We start from the raw sequence: 25,204 nt of genomic DNA on the forward strand, positions 1-25,204 counted from the left end.
TCCACGATGGCCTTGCGGTCCACAGCCAGGGAGAAGGCCAGCCGCATGCGGGCGTCATCGAAGGGCGGCTTGGTGACGTTGAAGCCGTAGTAGTAGGTGCAGAGGACCGGCGCGATGTACAGCTCCTTGGAGAGCTTGGGATCCGCCTTCACCCGATCGATCTCGGAAAGCGGCACACCGGCCACATCCAGGTTCCCCGCTTCATATTCGGCGAAGGCGGGAGACTCATCCAGCATCCGGAAGACGATCTCCTCGATCTTTGGCTTCGGTACGCTGGGGATGTTATCCGGCCAGAAGGGGTTGGCGACCATCACGATGTGGCTGTCGTGGACCCACTCCTTCATCACATAGGGGCCATAGGAATGGTAAGCGCCGGTCTCCGTCCAGCGGTCGCCTTTCTCCTTGATCAGCCACTGGGGCTCCGCCCGCAGCATCCAAAGGCCGGCGATGTTAGCGAAGAAGCCCACCGGCTCCTTCAGCGTGAACTGGATGGTGTAATCATCCAGCACCTTGATGCCGACCTTGGTCGGGTCGGTGATGGTTCCCTCGTTGAACTCTTTCGCGCCCTCGATGAAGAAGGCCGGCACGTAGGCGTATTCGCCGCCGGTCTTGGGATCCAGGGTGCGGATGGCCCCATAGTAGAAGTCGTGGGCGGTCACGTAACGGACGTTGCCCTTTTCATCCTTGACCTGCTCCACCTCCTGGCCATTCCAGCGCACCCACGGGATGCCCTTGCGCAGGTAGAAGGTCCACACCTTGCCATCCGGCGAGACCTCCCAGCGCTCCGCCATCCCGGGCTCGACCGCGGCGGTCTCCTCATTCTGACGGGTCAGGCCAACAAAGGCCAGTTCGATGATCTGGATTGAGGAAGTATCGGTAGCCAGGGAAGGATCTAACGTCGGAACATCGCCAGGGCCCAGATTGAGGCGGAGGACTTTACGGGGCACGGGAGTTGGGGTCACCACTTTCTCCACCACTCGCTCTTTCTCAATCACCTGGGGGGTTGGCGTGGCCGCGGGGGCGCAGGCGGAGAGCACCAGGCCCACCAGAGCGACCAGCGAAAGCCACCACCATGCCTGTGAGCGGTTCATTGCACCTCCTCCTTTTAGCCTGATTCAGGATCGCGCTTCCCTGTGCAGCGGGGCCAGCGCTAAGACCCACGGCGCTGAGAGGCCAAACCCTCCTCGCGCTCTCTTTGCTATATATAGTTATAGCAACCTTCGGGGGTTTTGGCAAGAGGAACTCTGGCTCCGCAGTGTTCCGGTTGCTCAGGTCCGGAAGTTCTTCCCCCTGTTGTTCTTTCAGGAGTCCCCCTGGCCTTCCCCCACCTCCTTGGGTATGCTGGAAGGTGGATGGGAGATTCGAAATGCTTCCTGGCGTGAAGCGTTCGCGAGATGAGGTCGTTTTTCCCCATCCTTATCAAGCCCGGTTATCGCCGCCCAATGGAGGGGTGACCGGGAATTCTGATCCTGATTCGATTTGTCTCAGGGGGGTTCGATGCCGAAGCGGTCTTCTCCTGCAAGCCGGGAATCGGCCCAAGGCGCGCTGCTTCGATCCACTCGCGCACCACAGGTTCAGGTCTATCTGACGCCGGAGCAGGAGCGCGCCCTGGACGCCCGTCTGGCCCGCATCGAGGGGCACCTGGCCGCCGTTCGACGGATGCTGGCAGAGCACCAGGACTGCAACAGCCTGCTGGTGCAGCTGGCGGCGATCAAGGCCGCGCTCAATCAGGCGATCATCACGCTTCTGGAAAGCCATATGGAGGCATGCATCATCGCCTGCGCCATGGATGAGGACAGCCGCGCGGCCCTTGAGGGCCTGAAAGAGGCGATGGCCATCGTCCTGCGGAAGACGTAAGTCGGGGTGGCCGCGATGGATCTCCTACCGCAACTGTGGGCCTGGCTGGCGGATCCCAATGTGGCCTATCTCCTGCTGGTGGGCGGGATCCTGGCTGCCGTCGCCGCCTGGAGCATCCCGGGGACCGGGCTCGCGGAGGGCCTGGCGGTCCTGATGCTGGGCCTGGCGCTGATCGGCCTTCTGCGCCTGCCGATCAGCGCCGCCGGGCTCCTGCTGATCCTGCTGGGCGCCCTCCTGTTCCTTTCGGAGCTCTATTTCCAGAGCGGGGGATACCTCGGCCTGTCCGGGGCCCTGGCGCTGGGGCTGGGCGGCATGCTCCTGCTTCCCCCCGGCACCGGGAAACGGATCGCCCCCTTGATCCTCGTCGGAACCACCCTGATCGCGGCCGTCGCCTCATTCGGTCTGGCTTTCCTGATGCGGCAGCTCGGACGGCGCCCTCCCCTTCAGTCCCCGGAGCGGCTGATCGGGGCGGAGGGCATCGCCCAGACGGATCTGGATCCGGAGGGGACGGTCTGGGTGCGGGGGGAAACGTGGACGGCGCGATCGGCAGAGGGGCGGATCGCCGCGGGCGAGCGGGTTCGGGTGCTGGCCGTTCATGGATTGCGCCTGCAGGTGGCGCGCATGGAACAGCCCTCCAGGCCTTCCTCTGTGTATGCCGAATCCTCGCATCCCCCATCCGGGCCGGCGGCCGTGGGCGGCGGTATGGCCATCCTCCTGGCCGTCCACTGGCTCGGTTTCCTGGAATTCGATCTGTCTTCCGGGCATCTCCCCGTTCCGGCCGATCCCTCGCTGGCCATAGCCCGTCAGCTCTCCGAGCAGCTCGCGGCCCGTCCAGTGGGTGAGCAGGCGATCTCCACCCTCCCGATGGCCCTGGGGTGGATGGCCCTCGGTTTGCTTCTGGCCCTTCTCCTGCTCCGGCTGCGCGGCTCCTCGGGGGTCCTGGGGGACGTCATGCTGGGCGTGCTCATGCTGGCTCTATTTTTCTCTCTCCGCCTTGTGTGGATCTCCCTGCTTGGGCCGCTCCCCCCATGGGGCCTTCCGATCCTGGTAGGGATTGCTTTCGGTCTGATGCTCGGATGGCGCCGTCGGCCAGGATGGGTGGCGTTAAACGGGATGGGGCTGCTGATCTGCAGCGCGGCAGCGGTTTACCTGGGGTATCTGTGGACCCCTGTGGCGACGGCAGCCCTGCTGTTCGTGATGATGCTGTATGATGCGCTGGCGGTTTACATCTTCGGACACATGCAACGGCTCGCGGAGTGGGCGATCCGGGAGCGCGTGCCCCTCATGTTTTTCATCCCCCTGGACTTCCTCTCCTCTCGCCGGAAGAGCCCGGCCCTGATCCTGGGATTCGGGGACGCGGTTCTGCCCGCCGTTTTAACCCTCTCCGCCCTTCGGACCCATCCCACATCGTGGCCCGCTGTGGGGACGCTCCTCGGGATCCTGATCGGCCATGGGATTCTGGTTCGCGGGTTTCTTACGAGGGGAAAGGGCCACGCCGGGCTCCCTTTCCTCGCCGGGGGAGCGCTGCTGGGCTATGGGCTGGGAAGCGTGCTGGAAATGGCCCTTGGATAGCAGGTAGCGCTTTATTCGCTCGGGGAGGAGAGGCCATGCGGCCTTCCGGACAGAAGCCGAACCGCATCCGTCCTGCTCCATTCGTCGAAAAGCCCCGCAAGGAGGCTCCCCCTCATTGCATAATCCATGAATCCGTGGTAGGATACCCCCTGCTTTGCGCCTTTCCGCTCCCGCCTCGAGCGGGGGCAATCCCATGGAAAGGAGGACGTTCTCGTGCTGGTTTCACCGGCGCCTCGCATTCGACCCTATGAGTTAATGGTGGTTCTGGATCCGGAGCTGTCTCCGGAGCAGCAGGAGCAGGTCATCGAACGCCTCAAAAGCCTCATCACCGCAAATGGCGGGCAGATCCAGGAGGTGATCCCCTGGGGCCGCCGCCGTTTCTGTTATCCGATCCGGAAGAGGATGGAAGGCCACTACGTCCTCATGCGGGCCGAGATGCCGGCCCAGGCGACTGCCCCTCTGGAACGCGCCCTGCGCATCACGGAGGAGGTCCTTCGTCACCTCCTGGTTCGCCTGGATGAGGATTAAGATGGGAGGATGGAGCCCGACGATGCGTGGGTTGAATAAGGTGATGATCATCGGTCAGGTCGGACGGGATCCCGAGATGCGTTTCACTCCGAACGGACGCCCGGTGACGACGTTCCCGGTGGCCACCCCGCGGACCTGGATCGCCAGCAATGGGGAGCGGCGGGAGGAGACGGAGTGGTTCAATGTCGTCGCCTGGGGTGGGCTGGCGGAGATCTGCAAGCAGCGTCTGCGGAAGGGGATGTATGTTTATGTGGAGGGCCGGCTGCAGACCCGCGGCTGGGAAGACGCGGAGGGCCGCCGGCATTACCGGACCGAGCTGGTGGCGAATGAGATGATCCTGCTGGGGGAAGGGCGCGCCGCGCTCCCGGGCTTTGGAGAAGAGGAGGAACCCGAACCCGGAGAGGAGGCGGCTGAGGAGTTCCCCTTTTAGCCACCATCGGATCTCCGCAGTGTGTGTCCTGTCGGATTCGAGTTCAACCCCGTGGATTCTGACGAGATCCTTTGTCTGAGAGGAGGTTGGCCTTGGCGGAAGAACGGAATGCGATCGAAAGCCCGGCGTCGGAGGCCGTGGAAGCCGCTGTGGAGGGCGCGGCTCCGGCTGCGGTGTCTCCGGCGGCCCCTGCGAAGGCCGCTCCGGTGCGCCGTTATGTGCAGCCGCCACGCCTGTGTTATTTCTGTGTCGAGCGTGTGACGATCGACTATAAGAACGTCGACCTGCTGCGCCGTTTTGTGAACGAGCGGGCGCGCATCAAGCCCCGCCGCCAGACGGGCACATGCGCCAAACACCAGCGGCGCCTCTCGGTGGCGATCAAGCGGGCGCGCCACCTGGGGCTTCTCCCGTTCACGGCCGAGCATGTCCGCAAATACGGCTGGGGAGGGGTCTGAGTCCGCCCGGCGGCTCCCGGATCGCCGTGGCTTCGCCCGGCTGGGTTCGGGCGGCATCCGACCCCGGGAGGGATTCAGGGAACGGGGCGCGAGGGGCGCGCCCCGTTCCCCTATCTGCGCTCAACCCGGCCTTCAGAAACCGCAGGGGATAAGTCCGGCATGGCTCGAAAACCGACCAGCATCAACCGCAAAGCGCTCTCCCGGGCGGAACGGGAAGCCCGGATCCAGCGCTGGATCCTGCTGGCCACCGCCGGGGTGGTGGCTCTGGCGATCCTGATCCTCGCCGGCGGTTTTTTTTATGAGAAGATGATCTGGCCGGATCAGCCGGTGGCTTCCGTGGATGGCCGGCCGATCCGAACCCGGGAGTTCCAGAAGCGGTTCCGGTTTGTGGAGGATTCACTGCGACGGCAGGCGGCTCTCCTGGAGCGGGAGAGCGCCTCCCTCAACCCGAACGATCCCGCGCAGGCCACCATCGCAGCCCTTTATCGGCAGCAGATCCGGCAAATCAACCTCCAGCTGGAAGATCCTGTCCTCCTGGGCCGGGCCGTCCTCCAGCAGATGATCGACGAGCGGCTGATCCAAGCGGAGGCCGAACGGCGCGGGATCCGGGTTCCCTCAGAGGCGATCGATCGGGAGATCGAGCGCCGCTTCGGCTTCGTTCGGGAGACGCCGACCCCGGCCGGATCCCCCACGCCGACCATCACCCCGGGCCCCGGAACCCCTGGGCCCACCCCTCTTCCCACACCCACCCCGATGTCGGAAGCCAGCTTCCGGGCCCTGTATGCAGCCCAGCTCAAGCGGTGGGAGGGGGAACTCGGGTTCACGGAGGCGGATTACCGGGCTATGATCGAGGCGGAGTTGCTCGAACAGCAGTTGCGGGAGGCGTTCGCCCGGGAGGTGCCCACCCATGAGGAGCAGGTGGATGTCCGTATGATCACCGCGGAGACGCTGGATCTGGCGAACGAGCTGTATCGCCGGGTTCAGGCAGAGGGCTTTGAGAAGGTCTTCGCGGACGTGGAGGCCGGCCGGGTGGTCAGCGCCACCGCCCAGAACATGGGCTGGACGCCGGTGGGCGGGCTGGGGTCGTTATATGGGACGGAGCTGGAGAAGATCGTTTTCGCCACCCCGGTTCTGTCGACGACGTCCGTGATCACCTCGCCGGTGGGTTATCACATCGTCTTCGTGGCCGGCCGGGAGGATCGGGAGCTCGCCCCTTATTATCTGGAGGCGCGTCAGCGACAGGTCTTCGAGGACTGGCTCCAGAAACAGCGCACCGATCCGAATCGGGTGCGCTATTTCGACTGGCAGAACCGGCTTCCGCGCCCGACCATAGCCCGCTCCGCGCCGCGTTAGAGGAACTCAAAAGATCCAGGAACGAAAAACGCCCCGGGATGCCGAGCACCCCGGGGCGTGAAGTGCAAAGAGGCGGCGGTGGGAATCGAACCCACGTCTGGGGTTTTGCAGACCCCCGCCTGGACCACTCGGCTACGCCGCCGCAGAGCGGGCGACGGGACTCGAACCCGCGACCTCCTCCATGGCAAGGAGGCGCTCCACCAGCTGAGCTACGCCCGCATGCTCCATGCCGAGAGGCGGAATCGAACCGCCGACCCCCCGGTTTTCAGCCGGGTGCTCTACCAACTGAGCTATCTCGGCTTTCCCTCACTTAATATCTAACACGGCCAGGGGGGTTTGTCAAGCCCGCTGGCGCCGTCGGAACCTTGGAGCGCTGGGTCTTCTCGTGAAGGCGCTTTCGGGGCTGCTCCGCTTCCTATCGGACCTCCCCTATGTTCGTTTGAAGGAGCCGCTATATCTCCCCCACGACATCGGCCAAAGGCCGGCCTTTGGTTTCGTAAGGCAGCGACAAAGCGGCCACCCCGGAGATCAGATACGCCGCTGCGAAGGCCGTCAGGGCCAGTGGCATAGAGACCCCCAGCAGGTATCCCCCAAGGGTCGGCGCGAGAGCCCCCGCGATCCGGGTCATCCCGCTGGCCGCGCCCATGCCCGTTGTGCGCAGCTGGGTGGGATAGGCCTCGGGGGTGTAGGCATACAGCGCGCCCCATGCCCCCAGCGCGAAGAACGACATCCAGATCGCCGCCCCTACATAGGCCGGCAGGGAGACGGCCGCAGCAAACAGATAGGTGAAGATCCCGCTGGCGATCAGATACAGCCCCAGGGTCTTCCGCCGCCCGATCTGCTCGACCAGATAGGCCGCTGAGAAATAGCCCGGGAGCTGGGCCACGGTCAGGATGAAGATATATTCATAGGAGCGGAGGAAGGTCAAGCCGCGCTGCACGAACAGAGTGGGCAGCCAGGTGAAGACGCCGTAGTAGCCCAGGGAGATCCCGAACCAGATCAGCCACAGCAGCGCCGTGGTCCGCGTGTAGGGCCGACGCCACAGATCCCCTACGGTGACCGGCGGCGCCGGCGGCGCCACCAGCCGGATCCCATCCGGGAGCGGGGCGCCGTTCTCCCGGGCGACCTGGGCCAGAACGGCACGGGCCTCCTCCTCGCGCCCGTGGATCAGCAGGAAGCGTGGGGATTCGGGGACATACCGGCGGATCCAGAAGACGATGAGGCCGGGCAGAGCGGAGATCGCCAGGAGAGGCCGCCATCCCACCCGCGGCACGATCAGCCAGGCCAGCCCCGCGGCGATCAGGGCCCCCAGCGCCCAGAAGGCCTCCAGATAAACCAGGTAACGCCCTCGCTGCTGGCGGGGCAGATACTCCGCGAAGATGGCATAGTCCACCGGCAATGTGCCCCCTACTCCGAATCCGGTGAGCGCGCGCAGGAGGACCAGGGTGGCGAAATTCGGGGAGAGGGCGGAAAGCAAGCCGAATCCGGAGTCGATCAGCACCGTCAGGATGAACCCCAGTTTGCGCCCGATGCGATCGGAGAGCGTCCCCCAGAACCAGGCACCGGCCAGCATCCCTAAGAAGATCGCTGTGCCCAACAGACCCGCCTGGGCCGTTGTCAGCCCCCACTCCTGACGGATGGCCGGCAGTGCGAAGGAGATCAGCAGCACCTCCATGGCGTCCGCGGCCCATCCCGCGCCGCAGATCGCCATGAGCTTGTATTGAAACCGGCCCAGGCCCACCCGATCGATGGCTTCCTCGACGGTCATCGTCAGAGCGGCCATGGAAAGCGCCTCCATTCGTGGTGAGATGGGGATAGGGCTTATGGGGAGGGCGGAAGGGCCCTTCTCCTCCTTCCCAAAGCGGGGGGCGCCGAAAGCGTTCCCGAACCTCCCCCACAAAAGCGCATGCGATGGGGGGTGAGGCGGACGGCCCCCTCTGACTTCACTCCACCAGATACCCTCGTTGCCGCAGCGCCTCCCGCGCCCGTTCCAGGGTCTCCGGATTCCGCGCCTCCAGGGTGTGCAGATGCAGCCCGCCGGTCAGCTCGCTCAACAACCGGGCCCCGGTCCGCCGCAGCGCTTCCATGAACTGACGGACATCCTCGCGGGAAGCGATGTGCAGGCTTCCCCGCAGTTCTCCGTAGATCGCGTGCTCCACGATCACGTCCACCACCTCCACCCCCAGATCCACCAGGAGCGTCAGCTCGTCCTCGGTCTGATCCGGGGTATGGCGGACCGCCACCAGCATCCGATGGGCCGGCCGGGCGCTGGGGAGACAGTATCCCCGGGGCGTGGCCAGGATCTCCACGCCGGCCGCCCGCAATACCGCGATATCCTGCACGATGATCTGCCGGCTGGTCCCCAGGCGCTGGGCCAGCTCCGAACCGGTGAGCGGCCGGCCGGCCGTTCGCAGCAACTCCAGGATCTGCGCCCGACGGGCCTCCGGGCCCGCGAGGCGTTCCGCGGGCTTCCCCTGAACGGCCATTCTCCCCCCTTCAAGCGGTCACTGGGGAGCGCACCCGGAGGGCATCCACCGTGGTCAGCGTGCCCCGGAACAGGAAGGCGGTCTGGCGGTTGGCCGCTTCCATGTCGAAAGGATGGAGAGCGGAGGTCGCATCGACGGGAAGGATCACGTGGAACCAGCGCAGGGCCGCGCTGGCCGCCGTGTAGTGCACGCAGATGCTGGCCACCGTGCCGCAGATCACCAGATCGCGGATCCCCCGAAGCCGGAGCTCGTGCTCCAGGGGCGTGCCGTAGAAAGCGTCATAGCGCCGCTTGGGAAGGATCAGCTCCCCTTCCCGGGGCTTCAGATCGTCCACGATCTCCCAGCCCCATGTGCCCGCCAGACAGTGCTCTCCCCAGATCGGGAACTCCGGATCTCCCGGATAATGGGTGTCCTGGGTGAAGACCACGAACATCCCGCTGGAGCGGGCCAGGTCCAGGAGCTTGCGGATCTTCGGGACTGTGGCCGGGGCATCCGGGACGAAGAGCTTGCCCTGGGGGTGGACGAAATCGTTCTGCATATCCACGATGATCAGCGCCGATGTCCGGGGATCGATCTCCACGGAGGGAGCCAGGGAATATTCCGGAACCTCCACCATCCGCGCCATGGGAGCCTCCTGCTGTTCCAACATGTGACTTGTCAACTGTCATGTCACATGGTACTCCCGCGATGCGCTCCTGTCAACTCGTCCCATCAGGAGGTGGGAAACGACCCGCCACCTTCTCCCCATATTTGTTTCATTCCGAAACATTCTGCGATCAAAATTGTTTCTTTTTGGAACATCATGGACGAAAGGCTTGCGGAGGAGCGGGCCAGTGATTCAAGATAGAAGGTGGACTTGTTGATCCAGATTTGGGGAAAGGAGGTGTGGGAGACGCGAGGGTGTGGCGGATCGTTGAGCGGCGTGGGATTGCGGACGGATCCACCGTCCTGCGCGGTGGGGTCAGCGCGGAACCATCGATCGAAACCCCTCATTCACGAAAGGAGCGCAGCCATGGCACCCTGGGTGGCGGAGATCATCGGCACGATGATCCTCATCCTCCTGGGCGACGGCGTAGTGGCCAACGTCGTCCTGGGCAAGACCAAGGGCCAGGCCTCGGGGTGGATCGTGATCACCACGGGGTGGGCCATGGCGGTGGCCATGGCCGTGTATGCGGTGGGCCGCATCAGCGGGGCCCACATCAACCCGGCTGTGACCATCGCCCTTGCTGCCGTCGGTAAATTCCCATGGTCCGATGTTCCCCTCTACATCGTGGGCCAGTTCATCGGCGCCTTCATCGGCGCGGTGCTGGTCTGGCTGGCGTATTACCCCCACTGGGCGGAGACGCCGGATCCCGCCCTCAAGCGCGCGGTGTTCTGCACGGCTCCCAACATCCGCAATTACGCGCTGAACCTCCTCACCGAGGTCATCGGGACCTTCACGCTGGTCTTTGGGGTTCTGGCTATCGGAGCGAACAAGCTGGCGGATGGTCTCGCTCCTCTGCTGGTGGCTTTCTTGGTGTGGGCCATCGGCCTCTCCCTGGGCGGACCCACGGGCTATGCCATCAACCCGGCCCGTGACCTCGGGCCGCGCATCGCCCACGCGGTGCTTCCGATCCCGGGCAAAGGCGACTCCGACTGGGGCTACAGCTGGGTGCCGGTGGTCGGCCCCATCGTGGGCGGCCTGATCGGCGCCTTCCTGTTCGTGGCGCTGGGGATGTAAAGGCCATGGGGCCGGTGGGGAAGGCGACCCGCCTCCCCCACCGGTTCCCCCGCGGATCTCCAAGGAGGGCGATCATGAAGAAATTGATTAACGACCCGATGAATGTGGTCCCGGAAGCGCTGGAGGGGATGGCTAAGGCCCATCCGGATCTGATCAAGGTGCACTTCAACCCCAATTTCGTTTACCGCGCCGATGCGCCCCGGCCCGGGAAGGTGGCGGTGATCTCGGGCGGCGGCAGCGGCCATGAGCCGATGCACGTGGGCTTTGTGGGCTACGGGATGCTGGATGCGGCCTGCCCGGGCGCGGTGTTCACCTCTCCCACCCCGGACCAGATGTATGAGGCGGCCAAAGCCGTCCACGGGGGCGCCGGGATCCTGATGATCGTAAAGAACTATGCCGGGGACGTGATGAACTTCGATATGGCGGCGGATCTCCTGCGGGGCGAGGGCTTCCAGGTGGAGAGCGTGCTGATCGCCGACGACGTGGCGGTGGAGAGCAGCCTCTACTCCCAGGGCCGGCGGGGGACGGGCACCACGGTGCTGGCGGAGAAGATCCTGGGAGCGGCCGCCGAGCGCGGCTACGATCTCCAGCGCCTGGCCGCCCTGGGCCGCCGGGTGGCGGAGAACGGTCGCTCCATGGGGATGGCCCTGACCTCGTGCACGGTGCCCCATGTGGGCAAGCCGACCTTTGAGCTGGGCGAGGACGAGATGGAGATCGGCATCGGCATCCACGGGGAGCCCGGCCGCTACCGTGAGCCCCTGAAGAAGGCCGATGAGATCGTCGAGCGGCTGATGGAGCCCATCCTGAAGGACCTCCCCTTCAAAGCTGGCGATCGGGTGATCTGCATGGTGAACTCGATGGGCGGCACCCCCTTGAGCGAGCTCTACATCGTCTACCGCAAGGTCGCGGAGATCTGCGAGAAGTCCGGCATCCAGATCGTCCGCAACCTGGTGGGGGCCTATATCACCTCCCTGGAGATGGCCGGGACTTCTATCACCCTGCTCCGGGCGGATGATGAGATGCTGGAGCTGTGGGATCATCCGGTCAAGACCCCCGCGCTGCGCTGGGGGATGTGAGCGTTCGGGAGGTGGCGGCTGCCTGCCGCCATCTCCCCTTCCCGATGATCCAATCCCTGAAACGGAGGTGCTTGGACGATGCCGGTGACGCGGGATGATGTCGTGGCCTGGCTGGAGCGTTGCGCTGCGGTGCTGGAGGAGCATCGGGATTATCTCACGCAGCTGGACGCGGCGATCGGCGATGCCGATCATGGCGTCAACATGGATCGCGGGTTCAAGGCCTTCATGGCCAAGCTGCCCTCCGTGGCGGATAAGGACATTGGGACCATCCTCAAGACCCTGGGGATGACCCTCGTGGCCACGGTGGGCGGGGCTGGCGGGCCGCTTTACGGCACGTTCTTCCTGCAGTTAGGCGTGAAGACCGCCAATAAGCTTATGCTGACCCCGGAGGATTGGGCCGAGGCCCTGGAGGCGGGCATTCAGGGAGTGATCGCCCGCGGCCAGGCCCGCCCGGGCGACAAGACGATGGTCGACGCCCTGCTGCCGGCCCTGGAGGCCTTCCAGGAGGCCATCCGCAATGGGGATTCGTTCGGAAAGGCGCTCCAACGGATGGCCGAGGCGGCGGAGCAGGGGATGAAGGCCACGATCCCGATGGTGGCCCGCAAGGGGCGCGCCAGCTATCTCGGGGAGCGTTCCGCCGGCCACCAGGATCCGGGGGCTACTTCCTCTTATCTCATCCTGAAAGCGGCCGCCGACACGTGGGCCAATGCGACATGACCGGAGGCGGCTTTCCCCTCAAACGATGATCAGGAGGGATCGCCATGGCGAAGTATGTGATGGCAATTGATCAGGGGACCACCAGCACCCGGGCCATGATCTTTGACCACGAGAGCAACGTGGTCGCGTGGGATCAGAAGGAGCACGAGCAGATCTACCCGCAGCCCGGCTGGGTGGAGCACAACCCGATGGAGATCTGGGAGCGGACGCAGGAGGTGGTGAAGAACGCCCTGGCCAAGGCCGGGATCACCGGGGCGGACATCGCCGCCATCGGGGTGACCAACCAGCGGGAGACCACCATTGTCTGGAATAAGCGCACCGGCAAGCCGTATTACAACGCCATCGTCTGGCAGGATACCCGCACCGCCCCGATCTGCGCCCAGCTCCAGCGCGAGGGCTACGAGGCGATGTATCGGGAGAAGACCGGTCTCCCCATCGCCACCTACTTCTCCGGCCCCAAGCTCCAGTGGATCCTGGATAATGTCCCCGGGGTGCGGGAGGACGCGGAGAAGGGTGAGGCCCTCTTCGGTAACATCGATACCTGGCTGATCTGGTGGCTGACCGGCGGGCCGGAGGGCGGCGCCCATGTCACCGACGTCTCCAACGCCAGCCGCACCATGCTGATGAACCTGCGCACGCTGGACTGGGACGATGACATCCTGAAGATCCATCGCATCCCGCGCCAGATGCTGCCCCAGATCCGCCCCTCCTCGGATCCGGATCTTTACGGCAAGACCCCGAAGGGCGGCCTCCTCGGGGCGGAGGTGCCGGTGTGTGGAGACCTGGGCGATCAGCAGGCCGCTCTGGTGGGCCAGGCCGGGCTGGAGGTGGGGATGGCCAAGAACACCTACGGCACCGGCTGTTTCCTGCTCCTGAACACCGGCACGAACATGGTTCCCTCCAAGAGCGGTTTGCTCACCACGGTGGCCTATCAGTTCGGCAAAGGGCCCTGCATCTACGCCCTGGAGGGCTCGATCGCCATCACCGGCGCTCTGGTTCAGTGGATGCGGGACAATCTGGGCCTGATCTCCCGGTCGGCGGAGATCGAGGATCTGGCGCGGACGGTGGAGGATAACGGCGGGATCTACTTTGTTCCCTTCTTCTCCGGCGCTTTCGCCCCTTACTGGCGGCTGGACGCCCGCGGGGTGATCGTCGGCCTCACCCGATACATCAACAAAGGCCACCTCGCCCGCGCGGTCCTGGAGGCTACGGCCTATCAGACCCGGGATGTGTTCGACGCCATGTATGCGGATTCCGGGATCCGGCTGGCTGAGCTCCGGGTGGACGGCGGGATGGTCTACAATGAACTGCTGATGCAATTCCAGGCCGACATCCTGGGCGTGCCGGTGGTCCGGCCGGTGATCGCGGAGACGACCTCCCTGGGCGCGGCCTACGCCGCCGGGATGGCCGTGGGCTTCTGGAGCGGGCCGGAGCAGATCCGCCAGTACTGGAAAGAGGACAAGCGCTGGCTGCCGAAGATGGATCCCGAGACCCGGGAGAAGCTCTACGCCGGGTGGAAGAAGGCCGTCGAGCGCTCCTTCGGCTGGGTGGAGCTCTGAAGCGGGGGAAGCGCCCGGATCTTTCGAAGTCCAGCCCAGAGTTTCGCGTTCGGGCGGGCCCCGGGCCCGCCCGAACGCGCCTCTGGAGGAGGAAGATCCCCGTGGTGTCCTATCACGTGATGGTGATCGGGGCGGGATCGACCGGAGCGGCCGTCGCGCACGACCTGGCCCTTCGAGGATTCCGGGTGACGGTGGTGGAGCGGGGCGAGGTCGCCTCGGGGACCTCGGGGCGGAACCACTGTTTGCTGCACTCCGGGGGACGGTATGCGATGCGGGATCCCGAGTCGGCCCGGGAGTGCATCGAAGAGAACATGATCCTGCGGCGCATCATGCCGGAGGCCCTGGAGCTCAACGATGGCCTGTTCGTCGCCCTGGACGAGCAGGACCTCTCGTTTAAGGAGCGGTTCCTGGCCGCCTGCGAGGAGTGCGGCATCCCCGCCCGGGAGATCCCCGTGAAGCAGGCCCTGGCCATGGAGCCCTATCTCAACCCGAACATCCTGGCGGCCGTCCAGGTCCCGGATGGGGTCTTTGAGCCGTTCCGGTTCTGTCTCTCCTTCCTGGCGACGGCCAAACGCCACGGCGCCACGGTCCTCACGTATACAGAAGTGGTGGATTTCGTCTTTCATGGTCGGACGGTGGCGGGCGTTCGGGTGCGGGATCGCCGAACGGGAGAGGAGCGGGTGATCGGGGGCGATATCGTGGTGAACGCCGCCGGGCCGTGGTCCGGAAAGATCGCCGCCATGGCCGGGGTGGATGTCCCGGTGGTGCCCACCGCGGGAGTGATGATCTCGGTAGGTCGGCGATGGACTCGCATGGTGATCAACCGTCTGAACATGCCCGGCGATGGGGATATCATCGTCCCCCAGCGTCGCACTGCCATCGTCGGGACCACCTCATGGCGGGTGGAGGATCCGGATTTCATCCCGATCCCGGAGGACCACGTGCGCCTGCTGCTGGATCGGGCGGAGCGCTTCATCCCCGGCTATACCCGGGGAGGGATCCGGGGGATCTTCGCCGTGGCCCGGCCATTGGTGGGACGGCGAGGGGTCGCTGTGGACGGGCGGGAGCTTTCCCGCACCTTTGAGTGCTTCGATCACGCGGCCGACGGGGTGGAGGGCTTTGTGACCATCACCGGTGGGAAGATGACCACGGCGCGGGCGATGGCGGAGAAAGCGGTCGATGTGGTGTGCGCCAAGCTGGGGCTGGAAATCCCGTGCCGGACCCGTGAGGTGCCCCTGCTTTCTTATCGGGCGTTCTTCGAATAGGGGCTGGGCCGGCCCGTCAGGGGGTTTTTCCTTCCCGAAGGCCTGAAGGGCCATCCTGCCTTCTCGATCGAAGCCGGACGGCGCAGGTCCGATTCCATCATGCGGAGGAACCCGCGAATGCCCACATGGCAGCTGCATCTGCTCCGGGGGCGTCCGGGAGGCTCCCCTCGGCTGGAAACCTATTCCGTGGAGCTTCCGGCAGGAAGCTATCTCATTGACGCGGTGGAGAAGATCTGGGCGGAGCAGGATCGCACCCTGCTTTTCCGGCACGCCTGTCATCATGCTTCATGCGGCGCATGTGGGGTGCGGGTGAACGGCCGTGAACGCCTCATGTGCATCACCCCGCTCCATGAGTTCTCCCCAGACCAGCCGATCCGGGTGGAGCCGTTGCGGCATTTCCCCTGGCTGGGCGATCTCCTCGTGGATGTCTCGCCTATGATGCGACGGATGGCGGAGGTGGGGTTCGCCATCATCCGCCAGGATGAGCTCACGGCGGATCGCCCGTTGCCGGAGGGGATCGAGCGGATCACCCGCTTTGAGGACTGCATCGAATGCGGGCTGTGTCTCTCGGCGTGTCCGGTGATGGCAGCCGATGAGGCTTACCTGGGGCCGGCGACCCTGGCCGCTATCGAGCGAATGCTGACGGAGCCCCGCGGCGGGGATGCCGCCCGGCTGCGAACGCTGGCCGATGATCCGCATGGGGCCTGGCGCTGTCACTCCGCGATGGAATGCACGGCGGTTTGCCCATCGAATGTGGATCCCGCCTCCGCGATCGGGCGTTTGCGCCGTCGCCTGATCGTGGAGAAGCTCCGGCGCTGGATAGGAGGTGGGCGATGAAGGAAGCGCCGCGCTGGAAGCGCGCCAGCGGATGGATCGACATGCGGGGCCGCCGGGAGGGCGGGCTGGCCTTCCTGCTCATGCGCCTAACGGGCATTGGCCTGGTGATTTACCTGTTCCTCCATCTGTATGTGTTGCGGTTGCTCGCCCAGGGGCCGGAGGCCTGGGATGCTTTCATCGCCATGGCGAAGTCCCCGCTTTTTCTGGCGCTGGATGGCCTCCTGATCCTGGGGATCCTGTATCACGGGCTGAACGGAGTTCGGGTGACCCTTCTGGGTCTGGGGATCGGCGTGCCCTATCAGGCCTGGCTGTTCTGGGGAGTGGTCGCCCTGACCCTGCTGATGACCACGATCGCCGGGTACGCGATTTTCACGATCGCCGGCTGAAGGGGACCTGCCGCACGTCCGGCGCTTCCCCCGTTCGATGGCGAGCTCGCCTCGGAGGGGGCTTTCCCGGAGCGTCGGGCCTTCTCCCCCGCTTTGGGGGAAAGGAAAGGGGGGCGGAGCCTGCTCTCCGGGAGGTCTGGATCCTCTATTTCGGGGGCCTTACGATGTGGATCTGGCAAGCGTTCACCGGGTTGCTGCTGCTGGTCCTGTTAACGCTTCATATGGTTTTCAACCATTTTGTGGTGGAAGGCGGCCTGCGGACCTATCGGGATGTGGTGGCGTATCTATCCCATCCTGTTGTGTTCGCCTGGGAGATCCTCTTCCTGGTGGTGGTCACCGCCCACGCCCTGATGGGGGTGCGAGCCATCCTCCTGGATCTGGGGATCGGGCCGCGAACGGATCGCTGGTTGAAACGGGGCCTGACCTTGTTCGGCCTTCTGATCATCAGCTATGGGGTGTGGCTCTCGTGGTGGATTCGATCCCGGGGCGCCTGATCCGCGATTGGGAGCTGTTGTGGGCTCCTTATGAGGAGGAAGTTTACGATGGGATCCTGGACCGGCTCAGGCCAGGGGAACGGGTGCTGGACATCGGGGCCGGGGATCTTCGGCTTTCGCTGCGGATGGCCGGGCGAGGGTGCCCGGTGGTGGCGGTGGAACGCCAGTGGGCCCTGCTGGCCCGTGGGATGCGCACCCTGGGGATCCTCCCCGAAGCCCTGCGATGGGAGCAACCCTTTCCGCTCTCGGATCGGTTGATCATCGTCTGGGCGGACGCGCGAACCTGGCCTTTTCCCCCGGTGGAAACGGCGGTCCTCCTGATGCGGCATTGTGCCACCTTCTCTCTCTACATCCGTAAACTTCGCGCTGCGGGTTGCCGCCGCCTCTTCACCAACGCCCGTTGGCGGATGGGGGTGGAGGAGATCGATCTGGGGCCTGCCCTTTCTTTTGAAAAGGTCCCACCGGGCTGGTATGCTTGCCGGTGCGGGGCGGTCGGTTTTCGCGAGGGACTGCCGGAGCAAATCGATGCGATGGTCCTGGAACGGATCTGGGAAGTGGAGGAATGCCCGGCGTGCGGAACGGGCAAAGGGCAGGCGTCCGATGCCGGTGGATCGGGTGAGGGCGCTTCCTTCCATCGCTGACACGTAGAAGAGCGGGGGGACGCCGACGGCGCCTGTTCGCTCCTCAAAGCGCCCAATGGAAACACCATGAATCCAGCGAGGTGGAGTGGCCATGCGGCTGAACGGCCGGAAGGTAGCGATCCTGGTGGAGGAGGGCTTTGAGGACCTGGAGTTCTGGGTCCCGTTGATGCGCCTTCAGGAGGAAGGGGCCTCCGTAACGGTGGTCGGGCTGGAGGCCGGGAAGGTCGTCCGCAGCAAGAGCGGAGGGCTCACGGCGAAAGCGGATGTGGCCGCTGATCAGGTTTCCGCCGCAGATTTCGATGCGGTGGTGATCCCTGGCGGCTGGGCGCCTGACAAGCTGAGGCGCTATGAGGCGGTCCTGCGCCTGGTCCGGGAAGCTTACCAGCAGGGGAAGATCGTGGCGATGATCTGCCACGGCGGTCAGGTGGGGATCTCCGCGGGCATCGTGCGAGGGCATCGGGCGACCGGAAGCCTGGGGATCAAGGATGATCTGATCAACGCGGGGGCCATCTGGGTGGATGAGCCGGCTTTCCGGGAGGGCAACCTGGTCTGGGGCCGTGTGGTTCCAGACATCCCGGCCTTCTGCCGGGAGCTGGTGGCCGCTCTGGTCGGCGAGCCGGCCCCCGCAACCCCTGCCCGGTGAGAGGCCTGCATGGTCGCTCTGGTGATCGTCGCCCATAGCGCCAAACTGGCGGAGGGGGTGAAAGAGCTGGCCGAGCAGATGGTGCAAGGCCGGGTTCCGATCTTTGCGGCCGGGGGCCTGGATGAGCACACGCTGGGCACCAATGTGGAGCGGATCCGGCAGGCGCTGGAGATGGCCCTCGCCCGGGCGGATGAGGTCCTGGTTTTGATGGATCTGGGCAGCGCGGTGATGGGGGCCCAGATGGCGATCGAGATGCTGGCCCCCCAGGTTCGCCCCCGCATCCGATTGAGCCAGGCGCCGCTGGTGGAGGGGGCGATCGTGGCCGCCGTGGAGGCCTCCATCGGCAAAACCGCGGCGGAGATCGAGGCCACAGCGGTCGAGGCCTGCCGGATGCCCAAGGTGCCCCAGGGATGAAGAACCCGCGGGAATCCATGGGACCTGAGGCGAGGGATGCAGCAGGTTACGTTGACGTTAACGAACGCGGTCGGTTTGCACGCGCGCCCGGCGGCCCTCTTTGTGCAGACGGCCGCCCGGTTTCGTTCGAACATCACGGTCCGGAACGTCACCCGCGGGACCCCTCCGGTGAACGCCAAGGCGATCCTGGCGGTGCTCACCCTGGGGGCGGAGCACGGCCATGTCATTGAGATCGCCGCGGAGGGGCCGGATGAGGCGGATGCCATTGCCGCTCTGAAGGCGCTGGTGGAATCTCGATTCGGGGAGGATGGGGGATGAGCCGTCGCCTGCGGGGTCTCCCCGCTTCCCCGGGGATCGCCATCGGACCGATCTGGTGGTTCCGGCGAGCGCTTCCGGCCGCGATGCGGACGCGCGGAGAGGACGCGGCGGCCGAACGGATGCGGCTGCAGGCGGCCCAGGAACGAGCGGCGGCAGAACTCGCCGCGCTCCGGGCGGCCCAGCGGGATCGCCTGTCTCCCGAGGAGCTGGCGATCTTCGAGGCTCAGGAGCTGATGCTCCGCGACCCGGAGTTGATGGCCGCGGTGGAGGCGGAGCTCGCCGCAGGCGCTTCCGCGGAGGCAGCGTGGATGAAGGCCGTGGAGGCTTTCGCGGCCCAGCTGATGGCGCTTCCAGATCCCTACTTCCAGGCTCGTGCGGCGGACGTGCGGGATGTGGGGAACCGGGTGCTGCGTCATCTCGTGGGCGGCCTGGAGGCGCCCGCCATGCCGGACGAGCCCGTGGTGGTGGCAGCCGATGACCTGTTGCCCTCGGAGACCGTCAGCCTGGATCCCCGACGGGTGCTAGCCTTTGTCACAGAAGGGGGCGGGCCGACCGCCCATGCGGCCATCCTGGCCCGTCGCTTAGGAGTCCCGGCAGTGGTCGCGATCGGGCCGGACCTCCGAACGATCCCCGAGGGCGCGCGGGTGCTGGTGGATGGGGAGGCCGGGTGGGTGGAAGTGGAGCCGGGCTCCGAGGCGGTGCGTCAGGCCCAGGCCCGGCGGGCGGTGTGGCTTCAGGAGCGGGCGCATGCCGAGGCCGTCGCCCATGAACCGGCCCGAACCCGGGATGGCGTCCAGATCGAGGTGGCGGCCAATGTGGGAAGCATGGAGGATGCGCGGGAGGCCTTCCAGAAAGGAGCGGACAGCATCGGCCTGTTGCGCACGGAGTTCCTCTACCTGGGCCGGGCAGCCGCCCCGACGGAAGAAGAGGAGAGCGCCATCTACCGGGCCCTGTTGGAGGCGATGGGAGGGAAGCCGGTGGTGGTGCGCACCCTGGATGTGGGCGGCGATAAGCCGTTGCCCTATCTCCCAATGCCCCCCGAGGCGAATCCGTTCCTGGGGGTGCGGGGCGTGCGGCTCGCCCGGCAGCATCCCGACCTGTTGCGCCAGCAGCTTCGCGCGCTGCTCCGCGCCGGGGTGGGGTTCCCCCTGCGCATTATGTTCCCCATGGTGAGCACGGTGGAGGAAATCCGCTGGCTCCGTGCGTTCTTGGAAGAGGTGCGCTCGGCCCTCGCGGCGGAAGGCTTCCCCCTGCCCCCGGATCTGCAGGTGGGGATGATGGTAGAGGTGCCGGCCGCCGCGCTGCTGACGGAGCATTTCCTGCCCTGGGTGGATTTTTTCAGCATCGGGACGAACGATCTGGCCCAATACACGCTGGCGGCGGATCGGACCAACCCGGCGGTGGCCGGGCTGGCCGATGGGTTGCACCCCGCGGTGCTGCGCCTGATCCGCCATGTGACAGCTGCGACCGAAGGAACGGGGAAATGGGTTGGCGTCTGCGGGGAGCTGGCCGGGGATCTCCTGGCGGTGCCGGTGTTAATCGGGCTGGGGGTGCAGGAGCTCAGCGTGAACCCGGTGCGGGTGCCGGAAGTGAAGGCCACAGTCCGCCGCTGGTCGATGGCGGAGGCCCGCGCCCTGGCCGAGGAAGCGCTTCGCCAGGCCGATGCGGCCGCCGTCCGCTCCCTGGTCGCCGAGGCGCGTTCCTGAGATCCCGGCGAACAACCGAGTCCCCTCGTCCGAGCCTGCTGCGCCCGGCTGTCCGGTCTGTCATTCCGTCGTCAGGTTAACCGTTCAACAGCGTAGCGATCAGGGCGATCAGGAAGGTGCCCAGGGCGGCGAGGGCCAGAAGCCGATGCCGGCGCCAGAGGATCTCCCCCGCGCTCTCCGGCGGCGCCCAGACTTCGGTCGAACGGCTGGTCGAACTGATTCCCAGCAGCTCCGCCCGGAAGGTGGCCACGCTGGGCGGGCGGTCATCCGGGTGCATCGCCATCGCGTTCAGGATGGCCCGCTCCACCCGGGGGGAGATCCGCGGGTTGATCGCCCGGGGGGGGACGAGGGAGTCGGGCTTCAGAAAGCGTTGTCGGGCATCGGGAGGGGGGGTGTTGGTCAGCAAGTGGTAAAGGGTCGCCCCCAGGGCGTAGATATCGGAGCGGACATCGGTATGGCCCACATCGCCGCCATACTGCTCCAGGGGCGTATATGCGGCTGTGCCTCGCCCCTGCAGGATCGTAATCGTCCGCTCCTCATCCGGCGCCAGGAGCTTCACCAGCCCGAAGTCCACCAGCTTGATGCGGCCATCCGGCGTCAGTTTGATGTTGGAAGGCTTGATGTCGCGATGCACGATGGGCGGCTCCTGACGGTGCAGATAGTCCAGCGCATCGCAGAGCTGTTCCGTCCAGTTCAACACCGTCCGCTCATCGAGGAACCGCCCGCTCTCCTTGGCCTCCTCAATGATCTCCCGCAGGTCGCGGCCGGGGACGAAATCCATCACCAGGTAATCGCGATCGCCCTCCGAGAAATAGTCGGAAACCTTGGGGAGATTCGGGTGATCCAGTCGGGCCAGGACGCTCGCCTCGCGGTAGAACTGCAGGCGGGCCTGTTCCCGATAAGCGGGGTCGGCCTCGAAGCTGAAGAGGATCTCCTTGATGGCGCAGCGGCGGCCTTCCAGCAGGGTGTCCTCCGCTTCATAGACGGCACCCATTCCTCCCCGCCCGATGGGACGCAGGATCTTATAGCGGCCGTGGAGCATGGTCCCCGGCTTGAGCATGGCGGTCCTCTTCTCCGAAATCCTCGCGTTTGTTTCATTTTAACTTAAGGGAGTCCAGAGGCGGACGCTCCCCAACACGGAGCCGCTCTGCCCTTCGCCGAACGCGGACCTGAACCTCACGCCAGATCGGGAGGCTCTGGCGATCTTCGTGGGAGAATGGGAAGGCTGGACGGTGAAGCCGCTGGCTTAACGTTCCCGGCCGAGGATGGCCCGCAGCGCCGATTCGAGATCCGGGTACCGGAACGGGAAGCCCGCTTCCAGCAGCCGCCGGGGCAGCACGAACTGCCCGGTGAGCAGGAAGTCCGCTCCCTCGCCGAAGACGAGCCGGAGGGCGAGCGCCGGCACCGGAAGCCATGCCGGCCGCCCCAGAACCCGGCCCAGGATGCGGGAGAACTCGGCGTTGCTGACCGGCTGAGGGGCGGTCAGGTTATAAGGCCCACGGGCATCCGGACGCTCCATCAGGAACTTCACGGCCTCCACCCAGTCCGCCCGATGGATCCATGACCAGCCCTGGCGCCCGTTCCCCAGCGGCCCGCCCACGAACAGACGGAACGGGAGCAACAACCGGGCCAGGGCGCCGCCGTCCCGTTCCAGGACCAGGCCGGTGCGCAGGATCACCCGGCGGACTCCCATCGCTTCCACCGGCTGGGTGCTGGCTTCCCAATCCACGGCCAGCCGGGCCAGGAAGTCATTTCCGGGCGGATCCTCCTCGGTCAGCCGCTCATCGCCCCGGGGGCCGTAATATCCGACCGCCGAGGCCTGCAGCAGGACCTGGGGTTTCGTGCGGGCGGCGGCGATCGCCTCCACCACCGCGCGGCCTGCGTTCAGCCGGCTTTCTCGAATGCGCTGTTTGGTGGCTGCCGTCCATCGCTGCCCGATGCTCTCACCGGCCAGGTTGATCACGGCGAAGGCGCCGTCCATGAGGTGCGCCCATCCGGTTGGGGTGCGTCCATCCCATCGTGTGGCCTGCACGCCGGGCGGAAGCCGGGCCAGCTCCGGCCGCCGGGAGAGGACGATCACCTCATAGCCGGCTTCCTGGAGACGTCCCGTGAGCGCCCGGCCCAGAAACCCGGTTCCTCCTAAGATCAGCACGCGCATTCGAGCACCTCCTCCTGTGCGGTTTTCCCTATGGGGCGGTGGAAGGGACTTTCGCCCCGATCCCGCATGCGAGCCATGTTCTACGGCTGGAGCCTCAGGATCCCCTCCGCGTTCTGTTCCACTTCCTCCCGGGACCAGAGCATGGGATGGTATTCCCCGCGTAGCCACATCGGGATCATATCATCGTAATGCGGATGATCGGGGAGCCCGGACTGGCCGGTCGTGTGGATGAAGCGGCTGTCGGACCAGTGGGCCGTTGAGGCGATGAAGCGCAGGGAGGGCAGGCTGCGCACGGCGAATCCTTTCTGGACGTTGAAACCGATGTTGTTCACCGCCGCGCTGGTCCCGGGGGCCGGGTAGGGCCCGCGGTTGAAAATCCCCTCGATCGGTCGGATCCCGGACTGCCCCAGGGTGCCGTGGGTGAAGGTGGCCGTATGGACCCTCCCCCAGGTCCACGCGCGGGGATCGGGGCCCAGGCGCGCGCGCAGCTCGGCCACCGCCTGCTCGAAGGCCCGCCGCACGATATCATCCCGGGTCTCCCGCTGGGGCGTGCGCAGGTCATCCCACCAGGAAAGCTCCGGCTGGGCCAGGGCCCAGCGGGCCCAGTAGCGGTTGTGGCTGCCGCCGGTGAGCAGATCCTGAAGGATCTCCTCGCCCAGCTCATCGACCCATGCTTCGTGGAGCAGATGTTTCAGGAAGGCCTCGAAGATGGTGGGCCCGGCCTGATCCGGCGTGGCCCGGAAATCCCAGGCCCGCAGGATCTCCTGAGCTTGGCGGGCCAGGGGGTCTGTAAAGGATATCTGGAGGACATACGACACGATGTCCCGCGCCGCCAGCGAGAAGGTATCGTTCTGAATCGCGGCCATGTCATCGATGGAGAGGCGATCCTTCATCCGGAGGAGGTCCACGATCCGCTGGGCCCGGTCTCCGTAATCCCAGACGGCGGCCAGGAAGTGGGGATAGGAAGGATCCACCACGGCGTTGTTCGCGGTGACGATGAATCCCTCCGGCGGATCCAGCCGCCGGGGCATTTCCTCATACGGAACATATCCCACCCACTCATACTCTCCGCTCCAGCCCGGGACGGGGAGCAGGCCGTTCCCCTTCGCCCGGATGGGGACACGGCCGGTGGCCTGATAGCCGATGTGGCCATCCACATCCGCATAGACGAAGTTCTGGCCGGGCACATCCCAATCCGCCAGGGCTTCGTGGAACTCCTCCCAGTTCCGCGCGCGGTTCAGCCGCAGGAGCGCCCGCACGATCCGCGAGGGCTCCAGGGCGGTCCAGCGGAAAGCATAGAGGGTCTGGGTGCGGGTGAGGGCTTCCACCACATCGTTGATCACCGGGCCGTGGCGGGTGATCCGCACCGGGAGGAGGAGAGGCTCGGCCTGGCCGGCGATGCGGATCTCCTCGGTGATCACCTGCACAGGCTCCCACTTCCCCCGAAATTCCACCTCCAGCGGGTTTTGCGGATTGACCCGCTCCATGTAGAGGTCCTGCACGTCGGGCCCCAGGTTGGTCACGCCCCAGGCGATGCGGTCGTTGTGGCCGATCACCACGCCCGGGACGCCGGGGAACGAGGCGCCGGCGACCTGAAGGGGGCATTCGGGTGTGACGGGCTCGCAGTGCAGGGCCACCTCATACCAGATGCTGGGCATCTGGATGCGGAGATGGGGATCGTTGGCCAGGATCGGCTTCCCGGTGACCGACCGCGATCCCGCCACCACCCAGTTATTGGATCCCAGGTCCGGGGCGTCGCCCAGGGTGATCCGTCGCAGCTCGTGCCCGAGGTCCAGCCAGGCGCGGGCCGTTTCCTCGGGGATCGGGGTTTCGAGGACAGCGGCCGGCACGATGATCGGCCGGTCGGCGGGATAAGGGAGGACGATCTCCGACAGGCGCTCCGGGCCGATCTTCTGGACGATCCGCGCGTTGAGGAGCTCGTCATCCCAGTTCCCGCCCAGATCCCAGGCCATGACCTTGGCCCAGGCGACGGTGTGGAGCGGCTGCCACGGCTCGATTTCCCATCGTCGTCCGAAGAGGCGGAAGAGGGTGAACTCCAGGGGCAGGCGATCGCGCTGCTGTTCCAGGTAAGCGTTCACCCCGGCCGCATAGGCTTCCAGGATCGCCCGCTCCTCGGGCCCCAGGGCTTCCAGATCCTGCCGCGCGGCCCGATGCCACCCCAGGGTGCGGATGAAGCGATCCTGGTTCACGGTCGTCTTCCCCAGCATTTCGGAGAGGCGACCGGTTCCGATGTGACGCCAGAACTCCATCTGCCAGAAGCGATCCTGAGCGTGAACGAAGCCCTGGGCCATGAAGAGGTCGTGGAGATTCGAGGCGTAAATGTGGGGCACGCCCCAGCGATCCCGGATCACGGTGACGGGGGCCTGGAGGCCGGGGAGGCGGAGGGTTCCGCGGATCTGAGGGAATGCCTGACGGGAAGTCCGGTAGAAGGCGAAAGCGCCTCCGGCGAGAAGGAGCAGGAGCCCGATCCCCAATCCCAGGATGATCCCAAGCAGCAGGCGTCGGCGCATGGCAAGCCTCCTCGGAGAGATGTCCGGCCGGACCTCGGGCATGCGACGGGAGGGCGGA

26 protein-coding genes and 3 tRNA genes are annotated in these 25,204 nt (G+C 66.0%); 19 read left to right on the forward strand and 10 right to left on the reverse strand.

Translation table 11 applies throughout. The features are described 5' to 3' along the window. The coding region (locus VAE54_RS13350; RefSeq protein WP_322802471.1) for a peptide ABC transporter substrate-binding protein at positions 1-1,091 on the reverse strand (1,091 nt) is incomplete at its 3' end. Between the two features lie 406 nt (positions 1,092-1,497). Here VAE54_RS13350 and VAE54_RS13355 point away from each other — a divergent pair. The 6 genes from VAE54_RS13355 (at position 1,498) to VAE54_RS13380 (ending at position 6,195) form a co-directional block, all read left to right on the forward strand. Further along, positions 1,498-1,857, forward strand: coding sequence for a metal-sensing transcriptional repressor (locus VAE54_RS13355; protein WP_322802472.1), 360 nt, complete (start codon positions 1,498-1,500; stop codon positions 1,855-1,857). 15 nt (positions 1,858-1,872) lie between these two features. Further along, positions 1,873-3,429 (forward strand): presenilin family intramembrane aspartyl protease, encoded by a 1,557-nt coding sequence (locus VAE54_RS13360; RefSeq protein ID WP_322802473.1) that lies wholly within the window; start codon positions 1,873-1,875, stop codon positions 3,427-3,429. Between the two features lie 213 nt (positions 3,430-3,642). Continuing rightward, positions 3,643-3,957, forward strand: a complete 315-nt coding sequence (gene rpsF, locus VAE54_RS13365) for a 30S ribosomal protein S6 (protein WP_322802474.1) — start codon at positions 3,643-3,645, stop codon at positions 3,955-3,957. A gap of 1 nt (position 3,958) precedes the next feature. Further along, complete coding sequence (locus VAE54_RS13370) at positions 3,959-4,387, forward strand: single-stranded DNA-binding protein (RefSeq protein WP_322802475.1); 429 nt, start codon at positions 3,959-3,961, stop codon at positions 4,385-4,387. Positions 4,388-4,479: 92 nt separating this feature from the next. Further along, positions 4,480-4,842 (forward strand): 30S ribosomal protein S18, encoded by a 363-nt coding sequence (gene rpsR / locus VAE54_RS13375; protein ID WP_416223814.1) that lies wholly within the window; start codon positions 4,480-4,482, stop codon positions 4,840-4,842. 159 nt (positions 4,843-5,001) lie between these two features. After that, the gene (locus VAE54_RS13380) at positions 5,002-6,195 is read left to right on the forward strand and encodes a peptidylprolyl isomerase (protein ID WP_322802476.1); all 1,194 of its coding nucleotides are present in this window, start codon (positions 5,002-5,004) and stop codon (positions 6,193-6,195) included. Positions 6,196-6,265: 70 nt separating this feature from the next. On the opposite strand, the gene VAE54_RS13385 is transcribed toward VAE54_RS13380, so the two are convergent. From VAE54_RS13385 to VAE54_RS13410, 6 genes are all read right to left on the reverse strand, one after another. Beyond that, a tRNA-Cys gene (locus VAE54_RS13385) sits at positions 6,266-6,337 on the reverse strand. A gap of 4 nt (positions 6,338-6,341) precedes the next feature. After that, positions 6,342-6,414: transfer RNA gene (locus VAE54_RS13390), tRNA-Gly, on the reverse strand. A gap of 8 nt (positions 6,415-6,422) precedes the next feature. Then, positions 6,423-6,495: transfer RNA gene (locus VAE54_RS13395), tRNA-Phe, on the reverse strand. Positions 6,496-6,646: 151 nt separating this feature from the next. Continuing rightward, on the reverse strand, positions 6,647-7,978 hold the full coding sequence (locus VAE54_RS13400) for an MFS transporter (protein WP_322802477.1): 1,332 nt from the start codon (positions 7,976-7,978) through the stop codon (positions 6,647-6,649). A 160-nt stretch (positions 7,979-8,138) separates the two neighbouring features. Beyond that, a complete protein-coding gene (locus tag VAE54_RS13405; protein WP_322802478.1) occupies positions 8,139-8,681 on the reverse strand; it encodes a transcription repressor NadR in 543 nt (180 codons plus the stop codon). Between the two features lie 10 nt (positions 8,682-8,691). Then, positions 8,692-9,297: a cysteine hydrolase family protein gene (locus VAE54_RS13410; RefSeq protein WP_416223817.1), complete on the reverse strand. Its 606-nt coding sequence runs from the start codon at positions 9,295-9,297 to the stop codon at positions 8,692-8,694. A gap of 396 nt (positions 9,298-9,693) precedes the next feature. On the opposite strand from VAE54_RS13410, the gene VAE54_RS13415 reads away from it, so the two are divergent. The 13 genes from VAE54_RS13415 (at position 9,694) to ptsP (ending at position 20,457) form a co-directional block, all read left to right on the forward strand. Beyond that, entirely contained in the window at positions 9,694-10,401 is a 708-nt protein-coding gene (locus VAE54_RS13415; protein WP_322802480.1) for an MIP/aquaporin family protein, read from the forward strand. 74 nt (positions 10,402-10,475) lie between these two features. Continuing rightward, positions 10,476-11,477, forward strand: a complete 1,002-nt coding sequence (gene dhaK, locus VAE54_RS13420; protein ID WP_322802481.1) for a dihydroxyacetone kinase subunit DhaK — start codon at positions 10,476-10,478, stop codon at positions 11,475-11,477. Positions 11,478-11,555: 78 nt separating this feature from the next. Then, positions 11,556-12,194: a dihydroxyacetone kinase subunit DhaL gene (dhaL, locus tag VAE54_RS13425; protein ID WP_322802482.1), complete on the forward strand. Its 639-nt coding sequence runs from the start codon at positions 11,556-11,558 to the stop codon at positions 12,192-12,194. Positions 12,195-12,238: 44 nt separating this feature from the next. Then, a complete protein-coding gene (gene glpK / locus VAE54_RS13430) occupies positions 12,239-13,753 on the forward strand; it encodes a glycerol kinase GlpK (RefSeq protein WP_322802483.1) in 1,515 nt (504 codons plus the stop codon). A gap of 104 nt (positions 13,754-13,857) precedes the next feature. Then, on the forward strand, positions 13,858-15,018 hold the full coding sequence (locus VAE54_RS13435; protein ID WP_322802484.1) for an FAD-dependent oxidoreductase: 1,161 nt from the start codon (positions 13,858-13,860) through the stop codon (positions 15,016-15,018). Between the two features lie 117 nt (positions 15,019-15,135). Next, on the forward strand, positions 15,136-15,855 hold the full coding sequence (locus VAE54_RS13440) for a succinate dehydrogenase/fumarate reductase iron-sulfur subunit (protein ID WP_322802485.1): 720 nt from the start codon (positions 15,136-15,138) through the stop codon (positions 15,853-15,855). Beyond that, positions 15,852-16,241 carry a hypothetical protein gene (locus tag VAE54_RS13445; protein ID WP_322802486.1) on the forward strand — a complete coding sequence of 130 codons (390 nt, stop codon included), beginning with the start codon at positions 15,852-15,854 and terminating at the stop codon, positions 16,239-16,241. The genes VAE54_RS13440 and VAE54_RS13445 overlap by 4 nt, the downstream gene beginning before the upstream one ends. 164 nt (positions 16,242-16,405) lie before the next feature. Continuing rightward, positions 16,406-16,735: a hypothetical protein gene (locus tag VAE54_RS13450; RefSeq protein WP_322802487.1), complete on the forward strand. Its 330-nt coding sequence runs from the start codon at positions 16,406-16,408 to the stop codon at positions 16,733-16,735. Further along, the gene (locus tag VAE54_RS13455) at positions 16,708-17,376 is read left to right on the forward strand and encodes a hypothetical protein (protein ID WP_322802488.1); all 669 of its coding nucleotides are present in this window, start codon (positions 16,708-16,710) and stop codon (positions 17,374-17,376) included. The genes VAE54_RS13450 and VAE54_RS13455 overlap by 28 nt, the downstream gene beginning before the upstream one ends. A 91-nt stretch (positions 17,377-17,467) precedes the next feature. Next, positions 17,468-18,019, forward strand: a complete 552-nt coding sequence (locus tag VAE54_RS13460) for a type 1 glutamine amidotransferase domain-containing protein (protein ID WP_322802489.1) — start codon at positions 17,468-17,470, stop codon at positions 18,017-18,019. A gap of 9 nt (positions 18,020-18,028) precedes the next feature. Continuing rightward, positions 18,029-18,433, forward strand: coding sequence for a dihydroxyacetone kinase phosphoryl donor subunit DhaM (dhaM, locus tag VAE54_RS13465; protein WP_322802490.1), 405 nt, complete (start codon positions 18,029-18,031; stop codon positions 18,431-18,433). Positions 18,434-18,469: 36 nt separating this feature from the next. After that, the gene (locus tag VAE54_RS13470) at positions 18,470-18,751 is read left to right on the forward strand and encodes an HPr family phosphocarrier protein (RefSeq protein WP_322802491.1); all 282 of its coding nucleotides are present in this window, start codon (positions 18,470-18,472) and stop codon (positions 18,749-18,751) included. Beyond that, a complete protein-coding gene (ptsP, locus tag VAE54_RS13475; protein WP_322802492.1) occupies positions 18,748-20,457 on the forward strand; it encodes a phosphoenolpyruvate--protein phosphotransferase in 1,710 nt (569 codons plus the stop codon). Before VAE54_RS13470 ends, ptsP begins: the two co-directional genes overlap by 4 nt. A gap of 76 nt (positions 20,458-20,533) precedes the next feature. Here ptsP and VAE54_RS13480 read toward each other — a convergent pair whose 3' ends face one another. From VAE54_RS13480 to VAE54_RS13490, 3 genes are all read right to left on the reverse strand, one after another. After that, complete coding sequence (locus VAE54_RS13480) at positions 20,534-21,517, reverse strand: serine/threonine-protein kinase (RefSeq protein WP_322802493.1); 984 nt, start codon at positions 21,515-21,517, stop codon at positions 20,534-20,536. A 186-nt stretch (positions 21,518-21,703) separates the two neighbouring features. Beyond that, the gene (locus VAE54_RS13485; RefSeq protein WP_322802494.1) at positions 21,704-22,615 is read right to left on the reverse strand and encodes a TIGR01777 family oxidoreductase; all 912 of its coding nucleotides are present in this window, start codon (positions 22,613-22,615) and stop codon (positions 21,704-21,706) included. 80 nt (positions 22,616-22,695) lie between these two features. Then, positions 22,696-25,146 carry a penicillin acylase family protein gene (locus VAE54_RS13490; protein ID WP_322802495.1) on the reverse strand — a complete coding sequence of 817 codons (2,451 nt, stop codon included), beginning with the start codon at positions 25,144-25,146 and terminating at the stop codon, positions 22,696-22,698. Positions 25,147-25,204: the final 58 nt, after the last annotated feature.

Source organism: Thermoflexus sp., from assembly GCF_034432235.1.
In the GTDB taxonomy this organism is placed as follows: Bacteria; Chloroflexota; Anaerolineae; order Thermoflexales; family Thermoflexaceae; genus Thermoflexus.